This window comes from Actinotalea alkalitolerans (assembly GCF_023369855.1).
GTDB lineage: Bacteria > Actinomycetota > Actinomycetes > Actinomycetales > Cellulomonadaceae > Actinotalea.
This window is the reverse complement of the sequence record NZ_JAMBPP010000005.1, coordinates 217,751-234,624: the sequence shown is the minus strand read 5'-3', so window position 1 is coordinate 234,624 and position 16,874 is coordinate 217,751. Positions and strand designations below refer to the sequence as shown.

Annotated in this window: 14 protein-coding genes; 6 read left to right on the top strand and 8 right to left on the bottom strand. The window is 73.4% G+C overall.

Features of this window, described 5'->3' with window-relative positions; translation table 11 throughout:
• Positions 1–73: 73 nt before the first annotated feature.
• The 3 genes from M1R94_RS20675 (at position 74) to bla (ending at position 4,681) form a co-directional block, all read left to right on the top strand.
• Positions 74–1,828: a TM0106 family RecB-like putative nuclease gene (locus M1R94_RS20675; protein WP_308199891.1), complete on the top strand. Its 1,755-nt coding sequence runs from the start codon at positions 74–76 to the stop codon at positions 1,826–1,828.
• Positions 1,825–3,663, top strand: coding sequence for an ATP-binding protein (locus M1R94_RS20670; RefSeq protein WP_308199890.1), 1,839 nt, complete (start codon positions 1,825–1,827; stop codon positions 3,661–3,663). The genes M1R94_RS20675 and M1R94_RS20670 overlap by 4 nt, the downstream gene beginning before the upstream one ends.
• Before the next feature lie 79 nt (positions 3,664–3,742).
• A complete protein-coding gene (gene bla / locus M1R94_RS08060) occupies positions 3,743–4,681 on the top strand; it encodes a class A beta-lactamase (RefSeq protein WP_374109448.1) in 939 nt (312 codons plus the stop codon).
• Positions 4,682–4,723: 42 nt separating this feature from the next.
• Here bla and M1R94_RS08055 read toward each other — a convergent pair whose 3' ends face one another.
• Together M1R94_RS08055 and M1R94_RS08050 are read right to left on the bottom strand one after the other, a co-directional pair.
• Positions 4,724–5,179 carry a DUF6176 family protein gene (locus M1R94_RS08055; protein ID WP_249381151.1) on the bottom strand — a complete coding sequence of 152 codons (456 nt, stop codon included), beginning with the start codon at positions 5,177–5,179 and terminating at the stop codon, positions 4,724–4,726.
• A 51-nt stretch (positions 5,180–5,230) separates the two neighbouring features.
• Positions 5,231–5,551, bottom strand: a complete 321-nt coding sequence (locus M1R94_RS08050; protein ID WP_249381150.1) for a hypothetical protein — start codon at positions 5,549–5,551, stop codon at positions 5,231–5,233.
• Positions 5,552–5,671: 120 nt separating this feature from the next.
• On the opposite strand from M1R94_RS08050, the gene M1R94_RS08045 reads away from it, so the two are divergent.
• On the top strand, positions 5,672–6,157 hold the full coding sequence (locus M1R94_RS08045) for a hypothetical protein (RefSeq protein WP_249381149.1): 486 nt from the start codon (positions 5,672–5,674) through the stop codon (positions 6,155–6,157).
• A gap of 2 nt (positions 6,158–6,159) precedes the next feature.
• Here M1R94_RS08045 and M1R94_RS08040 read toward each other — a convergent pair whose 3' ends face one another.
• The 4 genes from M1R94_RS08040 to M1R94_RS08025 all read right to left on the bottom strand — a co-directional run bounded on the left by M1R94_RS08040 (position 6,160) and on the right by M1R94_RS08025 (position 9,521).
• The gene (locus M1R94_RS08040) at positions 6,160–6,879 is read right to left on the bottom strand and encodes a purine-nucleoside phosphorylase (protein WP_249381148.1); all 720 of its coding nucleotides are present in this window, start codon (positions 6,877–6,879) and stop codon (positions 6,160–6,162) included.
• Between the two features lie 11 nt (positions 6,880–6,890).
• Complete coding sequence (locus tag M1R94_RS08035) at positions 6,891–7,049, bottom strand: methionine/alanine import family NSS transporter small subunit (RefSeq protein WP_249381147.1); 159 nt, start codon at positions 7,047–7,049, stop codon at positions 6,891–6,893.
• Positions 7,046–8,611, bottom strand: a complete 1,566-nt coding sequence (locus tag M1R94_RS08030; RefSeq protein ID WP_249381146.1) for a sodium-dependent transporter — start codon at positions 8,609–8,611, stop codon at positions 7,046–7,048. Before M1R94_RS08030 ends, M1R94_RS08035 begins: the two co-directional genes overlap by 4 nt.
• 223 nt (positions 8,612–8,834) lie before the next feature.
• Positions 8,835–9,521 carry an LmeA family phospholipid-binding protein gene (locus M1R94_RS08025; RefSeq protein WP_249381145.1) on the bottom strand — a complete coding sequence of 229 codons (687 nt, stop codon included), beginning with the start codon at positions 9,519–9,521 and terminating at the stop codon, positions 8,835–8,837.
• An 87-nt stretch (positions 9,522–9,608) separates the two neighbouring features.
• Between M1R94_RS08025 and M1R94_RS08020 the strand changes: the two genes are divergently transcribed.
• Positions 9,609–10,133 (top strand): hypothetical protein, encoded by a 525-nt coding sequence (locus M1R94_RS08020; RefSeq protein WP_249381144.1) that lies wholly within the window; start codon positions 9,609–9,611, stop codon positions 10,131–10,133.
• 21 nt (positions 10,134–10,154) lie between these two features.
• Here the strand turns inward: M1R94_RS08020 and M1R94_RS08015 are convergent, their stop codons facing one another.
• Positions 10,155–13,187: an AAA family ATPase gene (locus M1R94_RS08015; protein WP_249381143.1), complete on the bottom strand. Its 3,033-nt coding sequence runs from the start codon at positions 13,185–13,187 to the stop codon at positions 10,155–10,157.
• A complete protein-coding gene (locus tag M1R94_RS08010) occupies positions 13,187–14,455 on the bottom strand; it encodes an exonuclease SbcCD subunit D (RefSeq protein ID WP_249381142.1) in 1,269 nt (422 codons plus the stop codon). The genes M1R94_RS08015 and M1R94_RS08010 overlap by 1 nt, the downstream gene beginning before the upstream one ends.
• A 214-nt stretch (positions 14,456–14,669) precedes the next feature.
• On the opposite strand from M1R94_RS08010, the gene M1R94_RS08005 reads away from it, so the two are divergent.
• Positions 14,670–16,865, top strand: a complete 2,196-nt coding sequence (locus M1R94_RS08005; RefSeq protein WP_374109447.1) for an alpha/beta fold hydrolase — start codon at positions 14,670–14,672, stop codon at positions 16,863–16,865.
• Positions 16,866–16,874: the final 9 nt, after the last annotated feature.

Sequence of the window (16,874 nt, the reverse complement as noted above, 5' to 3'; positions counted from 1 at the left end):
CGGGGTCACCGCAGCGACAGGATCCTCTCCGGTCCGCGCCGGTCGTGTCCGTGCTCGGGGCTAGCCTCGCGGCATGTTCCTCCTCGACGACGGCGCCCTCGTGTACAGCGCGAGCGACCTGGCGAACGCCGCGGCGTGCGAGTTCGCGGTGCTGCGCTCGCTCGACGCGCGGCTCGGCCGGATCGAGCCGCTCGAGCTCGCCGCCGACGCGATGCTCGACCGTGCCGCGCGACTGGGTGACCGCCACGAGGAGACCGTGCTCGGGGAGTACCTGGCGACCTTCGGGCCCTGGGACCCGGCGTCCGGCACCGGCGTCGCGCTGATCGACCGCCCCACGGACCGGTACGCCGACCGCGCGACCCTCGAGGCCAAGCACGCCGAGACCGTCGCGACGCTGCGGGCAGGGGCCGACGTCGTCTTCCAGGCCGGCTTCTTCGACGGCAGGTTCGGGGGATGGGCCGACTTCCTGGTCCGCGTGCCCGCCGCGGGTGAGCCGGCGTACGCGGTCTACGACACCAAGCTGGCCCGGCACGCCAAGATCACCGCTCTGCTGCAGCTCGCGGCGTACGCCGACCAGATGCTCGCCTCGGGGATCGCGGTCTCCGACCACGTCCACCTGATCCTGGGGGACCGGACCGTCACCGAGCACCGCCTGGCCGACCTGCTGCCGGTCTACCGTGAACGCCGTGCACGGCTCCAGACGATCCTCGACGAGCAGCAGGCCGCCGGTTCCCCGCTGGCCTGGGGGGACGAGCGGTACCGCGCCTGCCTGCGGTGCGACCTGTGCACCCCCGAGGTGACGGCCCGTCGCGACGTCCTGCTCGTGGCGGGGATGCGCACCACCCAGCGGGCGCGGCTGCGCACCGCCGCCGTCCGGACGATCGACGACCTCGCCGCGAGCACCGGGCCGGTCGAGGGCATCGGCTCGGCGGCCCTGGTCTCGCTGCGCGCTCAGGCCAGGCTCCAGGTCAGGCAGTGGCCGGCCGACGACGCCGCGGGGCCCGGCGGTGCGGTGGTGTTCGAGCTCTTCGCCCCCGAGGCCGTGGGTGACCTGCCGGCCCCCGACCCCGGGGACCTGTTCTTCGACTTCGAGGGCGACCCGTTGTGGGCCGCGCCCACAGCTCCGGGGGTCCCCGCGGACTGGGGTCTGGAGTACCTGTTCGGCGTGGTCGAGAACCCGCCGTCCCCGCGCGCGACCCCGCCTTTCGTCTCCTTCTGGGCGCACGACCGTGCCCAGGAGAAGGTTGCCCTGCGCGCCTTCCTGGACTACCTGGCCGAGCGCCGCTCCCGCTTCCCCGGGATGCACGTCTACCACTACGCGCCCTACGAGAAGACCGCCCTCCTGCGACTGGCCGGGCGCCACGGCACCGGTGAGGCGGAGGTCGACGGGCTGCTCGCCGACGGCGTGCTGGTCGACCTGTACGCCACCGTGCGGGCGTCCCTGCGGACGGGCCAGGACAGCTACTCCCTGAAGAAGCTCGAACCCCTGTACATGGAGGTCGCCCGGACGGGTGAGGTCACTACCGCCGGGGACTCGATCGTGGAGTACGCCGAGGCGTGCGCGGTGCGCGAGGCCGGCCGCACCCAGGAGTGGCAGGACAGGCTCGCCGAGATCGCCCGCTACAACGAGTACGACTGCCTCTCGACCCTGCGGCTGCGTGACTGGTTGCTGGCCCGCGCCGCCGAGCACGGGGTGAGCCCCCGCGACCCGGTCGGCGCGACCACGGACGAGGCTGACGCCGCCGAGGTGCACGCGGCCGACGGCGCGCCCGACCACGACCCCACCGCCGAGGCCCTGCTCGCCTACGCGGACAGCCCGGCTCGATGACGCGCACCCCGGACCAGCAGGCCGCGGCACTCCTGGCCGCTGCCCTCGGCTACCACTGGCGAGAGGTCAAGCCGTTCTGGTGGGCCCACTTCGACCGCCTGGTCAGCGACCCGTCGGAGTGGACCGAGGCACGCAGCACCTTCGTCGCCGACGAGGCCACCGTGCTGGAGCCGTGGCACGTGCCGCCCGGCAAGCGGAACCCGCGCCGACGGCTGCGGCTGGTCGGCCGCCTCGAACCGGGGAGCGAGCTGCGCGCCGGTGCCGCGGCGTCGGCGATCTACGACCGGCCGCTGCCGGGCTGCGCGCAGACCTCGCAGAACGGGATCCGTGGGTGGACGTTCTCGATCGAGGTCCAGGAGGTGAGCGCCGAGGCCTCGGCGGCCGGCGGGCGGGACGTCCTCGTGGTCCAGGACACCCTCCCCGGTGGCGCCGACCTGCACGACGCCGTGCCGATGGCCCTGGGGCCCGGTGTCCCGCCGAGCACCGCGGGCATCGCGGCAGCGATCCGCTCCCTGGCCGACAGGGTCGTGGCCGGCCTGCCCGCACTCCCCGACCACCCCGCGATCGACCTGCTGCGGCGGGTGCCGCCCCGCACCCGCACCGGCGGGCCGCTGCCGGTCGTCGGCGCGGGGGCGGGGGCCTACGTCGAGGCGATCACCGCGGCGCTGCTCGACCTGGACGGGTCCTACCTGGCCGTGCAGGGCCCCCCGGGGACGGGCAAGACGTACACCGGTGCGCGGGTGATCGCCTCCCTGGTCGAGCAGGGCTGGCGGGTGGGGGTGGTCGCCCAGTCCCACGCGGTGGTCGAGAACCTGCTGCGCGGGGTCGCGGAGGCGGGGGTCGAGGCCTCGGCGATCGGCAAGAAGCCCCACGGAGACGTGCTCGACGCACCCTGGACCTGGCTGCGCAAGGATCCGGAGTTCGGGCAGTTCGTCGCACGCCAGCCGGGCGGGTTCGTGCTGGGCGGCACCATGTGGGACCTGACCAACGCCCGACGCCGTCCTGCCGAGCCGCTCGACCTGCTGGTCGTCGACGAGGCCGGTCAGTTCTCCCTGGCGAACACCCTGGCGGTCGCGGACTCGGCCCGGAACCTGCTGCTGCTCGGCGATCCGCAGCAGCTGCCCCAGGTGAGCCAGGGGCGTCACCCCGAGCCGGTGGACACCTCGGCCCTGGGCTGGTTGACCGACGGTCACGACACCCTGCCCGCGCACCTGGGCTACTTCCTGGCCCGGACCTGGCGCATGCACCCCGACCTGTGCGACGCGGTGTCGCGCCTGGCGTACGAGGGTCGGCTCACGAGCATGCCCTGCACCGCCGAACGGGACCTGGACGGTGTCGCACCGGGGGTCCGGGGGATCCGCGTGCCGCACACCGGCAACGCGGTCGCCTCGACCGAGGAGGCGGCGGTGGTCGTCGACCAGGCCCAGGCGGTCATCGGACGCACCTGGCGCGACCCCGCCTCGAGCGACCCGGCGACCCGGGAAGGACGTCCGCTCGCCGCGCGGGACGTCATCGTGGTGGCGGCCTACAACGCCCAGGTGTGGACGGTGCGCCGGGCCCTGGACTCGGCCGGCCTGAGCGCGGTGCGCGTGGGTACCGTCGACCGGTTCCAGGGACAGCAGGCGGCGGTGGTGCTGGTCACGACGGCGGCGTCGTCGGCCGACGACGTGCCCCGCGGCATGGAGTTCCTGCTCAACCGCAACCGCGTCAACGTGGCGGTCTCCCGCGGGCAGTGGTGCGCGATCGTCGTCCACTCGGCCGATCTCACCGACCACCTGCCCACCCGACCAGAGATGCTGGAGGAGCTCGGTGCGTTCATCGGCCTGTGCGGCTAGGCACGACGGCGGTCGCCCACCTGCGCCGTCCCGCGACCCCGGTCACCCGCGGACGGGTCGTCGTGGAGCACGGAGGGTCCTGACCAGGCTGGTGGTCCCTGCGCTGCTCGTGCTGGTCGCCTGCTCCCCCGCCCGGACCGACGCGCCCGCCGCGGACCCGCCGCCGGTGGACCCGACCACGAGCAGTCCTGGCCCGAGCACGACCCCGCGACCCACCCCCGACCCCGACCTGGACGCCGAGACCCGCGCCGCGCTCACCGCCCTCGAGGCGACCTACGACGCACGGCTGGGCGTGCTCGCCGTGCACACCGGCACCGAGCAGGAGGTCGCCTTCCGCGCCGACGAGCACTTCGCCCACGCGTCGACCTTCAAGGCGTTCGCCGCCGCGGCCGTCCTGGACCGCTTCGGGGTGGACGGCATCGACGAGGTCGTGAGCTTCAGCGAGGCCGACCTGGTACCCCACTCGCCCGTCACGGCAGAGCGGGTGTCGACCGGCATGACCCTGCGCGAGCTGGGCGACGCTGCCGTGCGCTTCAGCGACAACACCGCGGCGAACCTCCTGATCGACGCCGTCGACGGGCCCGCGGGGCTGACGGCCACCCTGCGCGAGATGGGCGACGAGGTCACCCGGGTCGACCGTTACGAGCCGATGCTCAACGAGGCCACCCCGGGCGACGAGCGGGACACCAGCACGCCACGAGCACTCGCCAGGTCGCTGCGTGCGGTGGTCCTCCAGGACGCGCTCGGACCGGCCGAGCGCGAGCAGCTGACCGCGTGGCTGGTCGGGAACACGACCGGGGACACGCTGGTGCGCGCTGCCGTCCCCGAGGACTGGCAGGTCGGTGACCGCACCGGCGGTGGTGGCTACGGGACCCGCAACGTCATCGCCGTCGTCTGGCCTCCCGACGGCGACCCGCTGGTCATCGCGATCCTCTCGAACCGGGAGCAGCCGGATGCCCTGGCCGACGACGCGCTGCTCGCCGAGGCCGCCCGCGTCGTCGTCGACGCCCTCACCTGACCAGGCCACCGCGCCCGCAGTCGTGGCGCGAGGGTCCCGACCTCATCGCTCACCCGTGACCGCCCACGACCGCATGGCCTCGAGCAGATGATCCGGCGCGAGCATGAACCGCGGTGCGAGCTCCTCCCAGCCCGGCATCTTGACGCGCCGGGAGCAGGCGGCGTGGTCGGCGTCGATCGGGATGGACTCGTCGAGCCCGCCCGACTCCTCGCCCCGCAGCGTGAGGTGGTACATCCAGCGTGAACCATCGGCCTCGACGTGCAAGAAGGTCGCCTCGAACACGACCCTCTCCGCCGGGAGCCCCGCTTGAAGCTCCTCGGGCCGCGAGTTGAGCATCGCCATCCACTCGTCGAACTCCGCACCCCTGCCCTCGACGAGCGGGGCGCGGCTGAGCTCGAGGCGCATGCCCGCAGGCACCGACGGGGGCATCGGATGGCCGGGGAAGTCACGCGGTGCCGGGGCGAAGGGGATCCGGGCAACCGGGTCGGAGGATGCCATCCGACCAGTCTCGCACCGGCGCCCGACGCTCCCCGGCGTCGCCGCGAAGGGTCAGTGGCCCGGGCCTTCGCCGAACATCACCTGACGCACCAGCTCGAGGACCTCGGGCTCACCGACGGTCATCGCGTGCCGCTGCGCCTGCATCCAGACCGCGGGTGAACGGATGTCGCCCGCGGCACGCTCGATCAGGTAGGTGCCCGCCACGCCGTCGTCCGCCAACGACGTCACGTGCCAGGTCACCGGGAACCCCCGGGAGTCGGTGCCGTGGATCGACAGGACGGTGGCGTCCGGCCGGGGACGGTGCGCCTCGGACCGAGGACGGTGCACGTCGGTGACCGACCGGTCCGTCGCGATGGTCGTCGTCTGCGTCATGGCCCACCTCCGCTGCCGTCGCGGTGCCCGTCGGCGCCGTCCTCCAGCCCATCGGCAGAGTGAGGACCGACGTGACCCGCTGCGGTTGCAGTTCACCCCCCGGCGTCGTTGGATCACGAGATGACGCCCCCACGCCACTCCGAGGTGCCCTCCCCGGCCGGTTCGACCCCGCAGGGACCAGACCCCGCGCACCAGGTGCCCGCGGGGGTCGACGACGCCACGGTGGTCGCCGTCGGGAAGCTCACCGCGGCCCTCGAGGTGGTCGAGCAGGCGCGCGGGATGCTCTACGGGTTCCACCGGATGACCGGGCGCGCGGACAACGACCTCGTCGAGGCCCTCGACGCGCTCGAGGAGGCCGGGCACGGGGACCTCGCCGGGGCGATGCGCACCGAGCTCTTCGGCCGCAACGTCATCGCCAAGCGGTGGACCTTCCAGATCGTCGAGGACTACGACGACTCGTACTGGCAGCCGTTCCGCGACTGGGAGCGCACCGTGCGCGAGCAACTCATGGACGGTCGTCGCCACGTCTACGAGGCCCGGCTCAAGGAGCAGAACCGCACCCACGGGAAGCCCGGGCACGAGGCACGACCCGCACCCCAGGAGTGAGCTCAGGCGGCGAAGGCCGCCAGCCCCAGCTGGACCGACCTCGCGAACAGGCGTTCGCGCTCGTCGGCCGAGAGCGACTCGCCGCCGGAGATCAGGTCCGAGACGGTGCAGATGGTCAGCGCCTGGCCGCCCTCGGCGTCCGCGACGGCGTACAGGGCGGCCGCCTCCATCTCGACCGCGAGCGTCCCCCGCTGCACCAGCAGCGCCGTGGCCTCGGGTCGCTCGGCGTAGAAGACGTCGCTCGAGAGCACCGCGCCCACGTGGACGCCGTCGGGCGTCACACCGGGCCGGAACCCCGCCGCCGAGGCGGCCGCCATCGTCAGCGCGAAGCCGGGTGCGTGGCTGTAGTGGATGCCCGGGATGCGGTTCGCGGTCATCGCCGAGTCGGTGTGCGCGGCGCTCGCGATCACGACGTCCCCGACCCGCACGCGGTCGGCCATGCCGCCCGCCGTCCCGATGCGGATGATCCGCCGCACCCCGAAGAACCGGTAGAGCTCGGTCGCGTAGATCGCCATCGACGGCATGCCCATGCCGCTGGCCAGCACCGACACCGGGCGGCCCTGGTGGGTGCCGGTGTAACCGAGGATGCCACGCACCTCGGTGACCAGGCGCGCGTCGTCGAGCACCTCCTCGGCGATGCGGCGGGCCCGGAGCGGGTCACCGGGCATGAGGACGTCGGGGGCGAGGTCACCGGGCTGCGCGGCGATGTGCGGGGTGGTCATGGTCGCCGACGCTACTCCCGCCCGACCCCCGGATGACCGTCGACCGGGTCACCGTGCTCGTCCCAGCCGGCGTCGTTCCCGTCGCGTCGCAGCCGCAGGATGCTGACCACCAGCCCGCCCCACACCAGCACCATCGCGAGCAGCATGAAGACCAGTGCCGTCGTCGTCATCGTCCGACCTCCCTCGTGTCGCCGTGCAGCCCGGGCAGCTCCTCAGGCTGGTAGTCGTCCGGGCTGCGGCGCCAGCGCAGCACCGTCATCAGACCGGCCAGCACGACCAGGGCCGCGATGGTCCCCCAGCCGAAGGTGTTCGTGAACCAGCGCGGGTACTCGTCGTAGCCCTCGACGATCAGGGTGCGGATGCCCGAGATCAGGATGTACCCGAGCACCACCGGGACGACGACGCCGACCAGCACCCGCCACCAGCCGCCGACCCGCACCCCCGGCCGGTTGTTCAGGTGCCCCTGGAGCTCAGGGAGCCTGCGCACCACCCAGGTCACGACGACGGCCATCACCACGGCCGATCCCGCCACGCCGACCTCGTTGACGTACTTGTCGACGGTGTCGAGCAGCGGCAGGGCCGTCGTGGTGGAGAACAGGGCGATCGAGACGAGGGCCGCGACACCCCCGATGCGCAGGGCGGCCTGGCGCGGGGTGATGCCGAACTTCTCCTGGAAGGCGGCCGAGACCACCTGCAGGATCGACAGCAGCGACGTCATGCCCGCCAGGGTCAGCGAACCGAAGAAGAGCACACCGAAGAGCTGCCCGCCAGGCATCATCGAGATGATCTGCGGGAAGGCGATGAACGCGAGGGTGACCCCGGCGATGTTCGGCAGCTCGGCCACCGGCACGCCGCTCTGCATGGCCATGAACCCGAGCGCGCTGAACACCCCGATGCCGGCCAGCAGCTCGAAGGAGGAGTTCGCGAACCCGACGACCAGGCCCGTGGTGGCCAGGTTGGCCCGGCGCTTGAGGTACGAGGAGTAGGTGATCATGATGCCGAAGGCGATGGACAGCGAGAAGAAGATCTGGCTGTAGGCCGAGATCCACACCCCGGGGTCGGTCAGTGCCGCCCACTCGGGGGTGAAGAAGGCGTTGAGCCCGTCCAGGGCGCCGGGCAGGGTCACCGCGCGGATGACCAGCCCCAGGAACATGATCACGAGCAGCGGGATGAAGATCAGGTTGGCGCGCTCGACGCCCTTCTGGACCCCCAGGGCCAGGATCGCGATGGCCACGACCCAGATGCCCACCAGGGGGATGAGCACCGAGGGCACGATCGTGGTGCTGATGCCCGGGTCGCCGGCCTGCAGGTACTCGCCGATGAGGAACCCGGCCGGGTCCTCACCCCAGCGACGGTCCACCGAGAACCAGACGTAGCTCGCCGACCAGGCGATGATCACCGTGTAGTACAGGATGATCGCGCAGGAGATCGTGACCTGGAACCAACCCAGGATCTCCCCCTTGCCCCGTGTCAGGCGCCGGAAGACCGTGGGGGCCGCCCCGCGGAACCGGTGACCCAGGGAGTAGTCGAGCCACAGGATCGGGATGCCCGCGGTGAGCAGCGCCACGAGGTACGGGATGAGGAAGGCGCCGCCGCCGTTCTCGTACGCCACCCCGGGGAAGCGCCAGATGTTGCCCAGACCGACGGCCGAGCCGATCGCGGCCAGCACGAAGCCGAGCTGTCCGGACCACTGCTCTCGGGGACGCTGGGCGTGGGCGTGAGTCTTCGGCACGACGGTCTCGATCCTGCTCGTTCACGGGTGCTGGGGCGCCGGGCGCGCAGGGCGCGTCGTTCGCGGCGCACCGGATCAGGTGGTGACGTCGGCAACGGGCGCGGGGGTGGTGCGCGGCGCCGCCTACCGGTCCCGTGGATGCGCGGGGCCTCGCCCTGGAACATAGCGCCACGCCGCCCGGCAGACCACGCCAGAGGTCCCACGACCGGGCCTGCGATCGAGCTCAGGGCAGCGCGGTCTCGTCCAGCACGACGTCTGTCCCCTCGGCGGTCAGCTCGACACCGTCGCCGCGCACGCGCAGGTCGGTCAGCTCGATGCCCTGCGGAAGACCCTCGACGGGAAAGCTGAGCCCCTGGAGCTGGTCACCCAACCCCCGGGGGAGGTCCTGGGCACCGACCCGGACACCACCCAGGCCGAAGGTCTCGACGTCGATCTCGATCGCGCGTCCGGCGGCCCGCGGCACGAGCTCGACGTCCACGGCCAGCCCGAGCACGGTGGCCGAGGTCGTCAGGTACTCACCGCTGACGGCGAGGTCGAACGGGATGCCCAGGGCGTCCTGCACGGCGCGGATCGGCAGGAAGGCCGTCATGCCGGCGTCTCGCGCGGAGTACGGCTCGCCGGTGGTGACCCCGCGCAGCCGGACGTCGATCTGCTCCATCCGCAGGCCCTCGACGGTGGCGGTGGGGGCGGTGACGTGCACGTCCTGGAGCTCACCGGCGAGCACCTGGGTCAGGAACGGGAACCCGCTGATCGTCACCTCGGGCGGGGTGTCCAGCCCGGGGATCTGGGTCTGCAGGTCGGTCGCGAGGCGCTCCTCGGTGCGCTCCCGGATCACCCCGTCGGCCACCGCCGCACCGCCGACCAGCACGCCCACCACGACCACCACACCCACCACTGCACGTCGTCCCATGCCCCGACCCTAGACAGGCCCGCGCACCGGGGCCCGCGCAGGCCCGCGCGGCCACCCGGTGGCCCCGCACCGGGGCACCGCGGATCCGTGAGGCAGAACGGTGGTGGGGTGCGTGCCGCAGGCCTAGGCTGGTCGGATCACCTCATCGGCGAGGGACGGCGCAGGCAGATGATGGGTCTGTTCTGGATCGCTCTTCCGACGGTGGCCTTCGGACTGCTGGCGATGCTCCTGTTCCCCGAGCCCGGGCCCCCGCCGCGATGGCGCGCGCGGCTGAGCTGTCGGACCAGGGCCCTCGCGACGAGAGCGGCCGCGGTGCGTCGACGGCTCCACCTGACCCGTCGCCCCTCACCACCCCCCGAGCCCGACCCCTTCGCCGCGTTGTCGTTGCAGGTGCGGCTGGGGTTCCTCGCGACCCAGCTGCTGGCCCTCGAGGCCGACCAGCGGGCGTGGGCCCGCGGCAAGCGGATCCAGGCCACCCAGGCCGCCTACGACGACCTGCTCGACGAGGCGTGCCGACTGGCGGGGGTCGAGCTCGAGGCGACCGCACCACGCACCGAGCCCGAGCGGTTCCGTGAGGAGATCGAGCTCGCCTCGCGGGGCTGGTCCTGGTAGCGAGGCCTCCGCCGGAGAGGCTCAGGCCCGGACGGTCAACGTGCTCGAGCCGTCCTCGAGGCGGCGGACCTCGATGCGCTCGGCGATGGACTGCTTGAGCGCCTCGACGTGCGAGACGACCCCGACCACGCGTCCGCCGTCACGCAGCCGGCCGAGTTCACCGAGCACGGTCTCGAGGGTCTCGGGGTCCAGCGAGCCGAAACCCTCGTCGACGAACAGGGTGCCGAGGTCGATGCCCCCGGCCTCGGCGGTGACGACGTCGGCCAGGCCCAGGGCCAGGCACAGCGAGACGTAGAAGGTCTCGCCACCGGACAGCGTGCGGGGGTCCCGCTCGGACTCGGTCTCGTGGTCGACGACCTTCATCGCCAGGCCCCTCTTGCGCGCCAGCACCGCCTCGCGCTCCTCGCTGCGGACCAGCTCGTAGCGACCGCCCGACATGACCACGAGCCGGTCGTTGGCCGCTGCGACGACGTCCTCGAAGCGCCGAGCCAGCACGTACGTCGCCAGGGTCAGCTGGTGCGCGTTGTCCCCGCCGTTCGCCGCGGCGAGGTTGGCCATCCGGACCACGGGGCCGGCCTCCTGCTGCGCCCGCGCCCAGGCCGCGACGGCTCGCTCGACCTCCTGCCCGGCGGTGCCCGACGACGACGCCCGGTGCCGCAGACGGGCGGCCTCACCGGTGCAGGCGGTGGCGTGCGCGTCAGCGGCCAGGTGCGCGGCTCGAGCGGCATCGACGTCGACGTCGACGTGGGCGGGCAGTGCGGCGATGCGCTCCTCGGCGAGCCCGGCGGTCACCTGGGCCAGTGCGTCCTGGTACTCGCGGATCCGCTGGTCCAGCGCTCCGAGGGCCGGGCCGTCGAGCTGCGCGGCGCGGGCTTCGTCGATGGTCGCGAACGAGGTCTCGGACAGCCCGGAGACGAGCTCGGCCGAGCGCTCGGCGTGGTGGGTGCGCGCGGCACCTGCGGCGTCGAGGGTGTCGAGCCACGTCCGGGTCAGGCGTCCCCGCTCGAGCACGTCGGCGCGTCGGGCCTGGACCGAGGAGGCTTCCTGCCGGGCCGCCTCGACCTCCTGCACGTCGGACCCGAGGTGCTCCCGATGCGCGGTGAGCCGCGACTGGTCCCCCGCGATCGTCGAGGTCAGGGTCGAGATCCGGGCCTCGAGGGCCACGGTGGCGGCGTCGTGACCCACCAGGTCCTGCTCGAGCCGGGTGTGCCGGTCGATCGCCGAGACCGCCGTCCGGACGTCGTCCTGCGCGGCGAGCAGCAGGATCTTCGCGGCCTCCTGGTCCAGCCCTCCGGTCGCGCGACGACGGTGGTCCAGCCGCTCACGCAGGGTCGCCGCACCCGCTGAGGCCTCCGCGAGCGCCTTCTCGGCAGCGACCCGTTCGACCTCGGCCGCCTCGACGCGGTCGGCGTCGACATGGTCCGGGCCCTGCTGCGCGGGCCGTGGGTGCTCCGTCGCCCCGCAGACCGCACAGGGTTGCCCGTCGACGAGGCCGGCGGCGAGCTCCCCGGCGATGCCTGCGATCCGGGCGGCCCGCACGGCCGACTCGGCGGCCACGGTCTCGCGGGCACGGGCGGCGGCGCTCGCGAGACGGTCCTCGGCGTGCTCGAGCCGGACGGTCAACGCGGCGACCTCCTCGGCCGCGGCGAGCTGCTGCTCAGCCGCCGTCGCCCGGTGCTCGGCGCCGTCGAGGCCGGCCGCGACGGTGGCGGCCCGCGCGACCTCGGCGGCGAGCAGCTCGCGGGCACCGGGCCGGGCGGTGAGCTCGGCGTGGAGGCGGTCACGCTCGACGAGGCGGTCTTCGACCGCGGCGTGCAGGGCCGCGAGGTCGTGCCGGCGTCGGTCCAGCGTCTGCTCGAGCTCGACGAGGCGCAGCAGCGTCGCCCCCAGGGCTGCGCACTCCTCGTGCTCGGCGACCAGCGTGGACCTCGCCTCGCCGACGGGCCTCTCGACCACCCGGGCACGAAGGTCGCCGGGGGCGTGCGTCCGGGCCTCGTCGAGCGCCGCCTCCGCGCGAGCGACGGTGGTCCGGGCCTTCTCGACAGCGCGCAGCAGGGGTGCCACCACGGCCGCCTGGTGCGCGGCGTCCCGTCGGGCGAGGCTCTGCGCGTGCTCGGCGGCCGACCCGCTGAGCCGCCCGAGCTCGGCCCGCAGGGTGTCGCGTCGACTCACGGCCGCGGCGAGCTCCTTCGCGTCGTCCAGCGCCTGTCGGGTCGCCGCACACCGTTGCTCGGCGATGTTCGCCGCGCTCGCCGCCTCCTGGGCCTCGGCACGCGTGCGACGCACGTGCTCGGCCACGCGGTCCAGCAGACCGGTGCCCTCACCCACGAGCCGCTCGACCTCGACCCGCACCTCGCGGGCCTGGTCCTCGTCGAGATCGGCAGCACCGACGAACCGGGACGTGGCGTCGGCCACCGCGGCCCGAGCGGCCGTGATCGCCCGCTCGGCGTCGACCCGCAGCCGGGCCAGACGCTCCTGCATCTGCTCGTAGACCTCGGTGCCGAACACCTTCTGGAGCAGCCCGCGGCGGTCCTCGGGGTTGGCCCGCAGGAAGCCTGCGAACTCTCCCTGCGGAAGCACGATCGTCTGCACGAACTGCGCACGGTCGAGCCCGACCAGGCGTTGCAGCTCGGCCCCGGCCTCGTCCAGGCGGGCGCTCATCAGCTCGCCGTCCTCGGGCCGGTCAGGGCTGGTCAGCCGCCAGAGCCTGACGCCTGCCTGCTGCTTGGTGGTGCCCTGGCCGCGCTGCTTGGGCCGTTCGTAGGCCGGGGTGCGCCGCACCCGGTACACGCCCGAGCCGACCTCGACGACGAGGTCCACGAAGGTCTCGACCTCGGCCGCGGCGTGCCCCGAACGCAACCGCTCCTCGCTCGCGTCCTTCGAGGCGACCTTGCCGTAGAGCGCGAAGACGATCGCGTCGATCAGCGTCGACTTCCCCGCACCGGTAGGCCCCTCGAGCAGGAAGATCCCTGAGGCGCCGAGCTCGGCGAAGTCGATGGTGTGCTCACCCGCGAACGGCCCCACGGCCTGCAGGACCAACCGGTGCAGGTGCATCAGGCGCTGCGCTCCCCGGCCAGCACGTGCTCGTAGGCGCGACGCAGCACGTCGAGCTCCTCGGGGGTGGGCGCCGCACCCGTCACGTGCTCGACGAATTCCGCGGCGACCTGCCGGGGGTCGCTCGCGGAGGTCACCACCGCGGCGTGCCGTCGCTCGGCGCGGTCGGCGGGCCGGTGCTCGACCGTCAGGGCGTGCGCGAAGCGGTCCTTGACCCGGGCGTAGAGGTCGGCCGGCCGGGCGTGGTCGGTCACGACCACCCGCACCCAGTGGTCCAGGTGCGGCTCACCCGCGGGACCCAGCAGGTCCTCGAGGGTGCCCTCGACCTCGGCGAGCCGACGCGGCACAGGGGCCTCGACGGCATCGACCGTCACGTCACCGTCCGGCCCGAGCGCGACCAGCAGCGAGGCCTTGCGGTGGTTCTTCTCCGAGAAGGAGTAGGCCAGCGGCGAACCCGAGTAGTGCAGCTCCGGCGTCGGGCGACCAAGGATCTGCGCATCGGGCCGCGCGGGGAAGGTCAGCCGCTGCCGGCCGTGCAGGTGTCCCAGGGCGACGTAGTCGACACCCTCGAAGACCCCGGCGCGCACCGAGTCCACCCCACCGACCCGGATGTCACGCTCGGAGTCCGAGGCCTGGCCGCCCACGACGAACGCATGAGCCATGACGACGCTGCGCAGGCGCGTGCCGGACGCGGCCTGACGCGACCCGAGGTCGCGGCGCACCCGGCGCATCGCCGCGGACATCACCGCCTCGTGGGAGCGCGGCAGCAGGGGCACCGACGAGCCCGGCAGCAGCGCCCCGCGGTCGTCGTCGGCGGCGCGGTCCTGCGCGCCGTCGCCGTCGGCGAGCTCGCGACGTACCGCGTCGGGGTCCAGGTAGGGCAGCGCGTAGACCAGCACCGGCGCACCGTCGGTGGGGTCCACGAGCTCGACCGGGCGGCCGACGTCGGCGACCCTGGCCCGCAGGTGCACGCCGTCCCGCATCAGCGAGGCCCCGAAGCCGAGCCGGATCGCCGAGTCGTGGTTGCCCGGGGTGACGACCACCGGGGCGTGCTCGGAGATCCTGGTCAGGGCCTCGCCGAGCATCGTCACGGCCTCGACCGGCGGGACGGCGCGGTCGTACACGTCCCCGGCGACCACGACCGCGTCGACGGCCTCCGCGCGCACCACCTCGACCAGGTGGTCGAGGTACGCGGCCTGGTGGGTGAGCAGGTCGACCCCGTGCAGCGTGCGACCCAGGTGCCAGTCGCTCGTGTGCAGGATCCGCATGGCCGCGACGGTAGCCCAGCGCACCGACATCCCCCGGCGACCCGCGGGACAGGCCGGGGTCCTGCCCGGAACCGGTCCGATCAGTGGCAGGATCCCGGGTGAGATCTGCCGCCGGAGATCAAGACGCCGTCCTGCGCGCCGATACACCATTCGCCGACACATCGCTCCGCGCTGCGCCGGTCCAGAGCTCTGCACGCACGACCAGGAGGTCACGATGCCGTCCACGAACGAGCCAGGTCCCGGACTCCGTCTCGTCCAGACCACCGACTCGGTGGGCGACGGCGCGTTCCCACCGTTGCTGACGGCCTTCCACGACCTCGACGAGTATGTCGCCCTGCCACGGATGTCGGGCCTGGTGCTGTCCCCCGACGGCTCCCGGCTGGTCACCCAGGTCGCGACGCTGAACCACGACGCCACCAAGGTGCACACCGCGCTCTGGGAGGTCTACCCGACCCGGGCCCGGCCCGCGCGCCGGCTGACGCGCAGCGCGCAGGGTGAGTCGGGCGCGGCGTTCACCCCCGACGGCGACCTCCTCTTCACCTCCTCGCGGCCCAACGCCGACGCTGCCGACGACGCCGACAAGGGCTCCGACCAGCCGGCCCTGTGGGTGCTCCCGGCCGGTGGCGGCGAGGCGCGCATCGTCGCGACCTGCCCCGGAGGGGTCCGCGGCGTCCGGACGGCGCACTCCTCCCCCGCCGTGGTCTTCGCGACGGACATGCTGCCCAGCGCCAAGGACGGCGCGCACGACGAGACCCTGCGCAAGCTGCGCAAGGACACCAAGGTCAACGCGATCCTGCACGACGGCTACCCCGTGCGGTACTGGGACCACGACCTGGGCCCCGACTCACCGCACCTGCTGGGCTGGCACTTCGAGGCGCGCGACGACCTGGCCCGGTCGGTCGAGGTCGCCGGGCTCAGCATCGAGCACCTCAAGGTCCGTGACCTGGCCCCCGAGCCCGGCCACGCGCTGCGTGAGGCCGAGTACGACTTCAGCCCCGACGGGTCCTTCGTGGTCTCGACCTGGCGGCTCCCGCAGGCCAAGGGCGCGTACCGCACGGCCCTGGTGCTGCTCGACATCGACACCCAGCAGCGGACCGTGCTGGTCGACGACCCCGACGCCGACCTCGGCTCGCCCGCGATCTCCCCCGACGGCACCGCGGTGGTCTACGTCCGCGAGTCCGTCTCGACCCCCGACCAGGCGCCCCGCCGCACCCTGCACCTGCTGCCGCTGGGCACCCAGACCGGTACCGCCGCACCGCGGCAGCTCGTCGCCGGCTGGGACCGCTGGGCCACCGGCGCCCAGTGGCTCCCGGACGGCTCGGGCCTGCTGGTGACCGCCGACCAGGACGGTCGCGCACCGGTCTTCGCGATCGACCTGGCCACCGACACCATCGAGCAGCTCACCCACGACGACTCGGCGTACTCCGACCTCCAGGTCGCACCCGACGCGAGCGTCGTCTACGCCCTGCGCAGCTCCTACCTCGCGCCGGCGCACCCGGTCCGGGTCCAGCTCACCGCCGTCGAGAACCGCCCGCGGGGGACGGTCACGGTGCTCCGCGCACCGGCGCCGCCGCCCACGCTGCCCGGCATGCTCACCGAGGTGCGCACCACGGTGGGCGAGGGCGACGAGGCGACCGAGGTCCGCGGCTGGCTCGCCCTGCCCGACGGCTCGGGCCCCGAGGACCCCGCTCCCCTGCTGCTGTGGATCCACGGTGGCCCGCTGGGCTCGTGGAACACCTGGTCGTGGCGCTGGAACCCGTGGCTGATGGTCGCCCAGGGGTACGCCGTCCTGCTGCCCGACCCGGCCCTGTCGACCGGCTACGGCCAGGACTTCGTGCAGCGCGGCTGGGGTCGCTGGGGCGCCGAGCCCTACACCGACCTGATGGCGATCACCGACGCGACCGTGGCACGCGAGGACATCGACGAGACCCGCACGGCAGCGATGGGTGGCTCGTTCGGTGGCTACATGGCGAACTGGGTAGCGGGTCAGACCGACCGCTTCCAGGCCGTCGTCACGCACGCGAGCCTGTGGGCCCTGGACCAGTTCGGCCCCACGACCGACGCCTCCTTCTACTGGGCGCGCGAGATGACCGCCGAGATGGCCGAGCGCTACTCCCCGCACCGCAACGTGGGCGAGATCCGCACCCCGATGCTCGTGGTCCACGGCGACAAGGACTACCGGGTGCCGATCGGCGAGGGCCTGCGGCTCTGGTACGAGCTGCTCGCCGCCTCGCAGCTGGCCGCCGACGACGAGGGCCGCACGCCGCACCGCTTCCTGTACTTCCCTGACGAGAACCACTGGATCCTGACCCCGCAGCACGCGAAGGTCTGGTACCAGGTGGTCAACGGCTTCCTCGCCGAGCACGTCCTGGGTGCCGGAACGCCGACGCTGCCCGAGACGCTGGGCTGAGCGCACCGG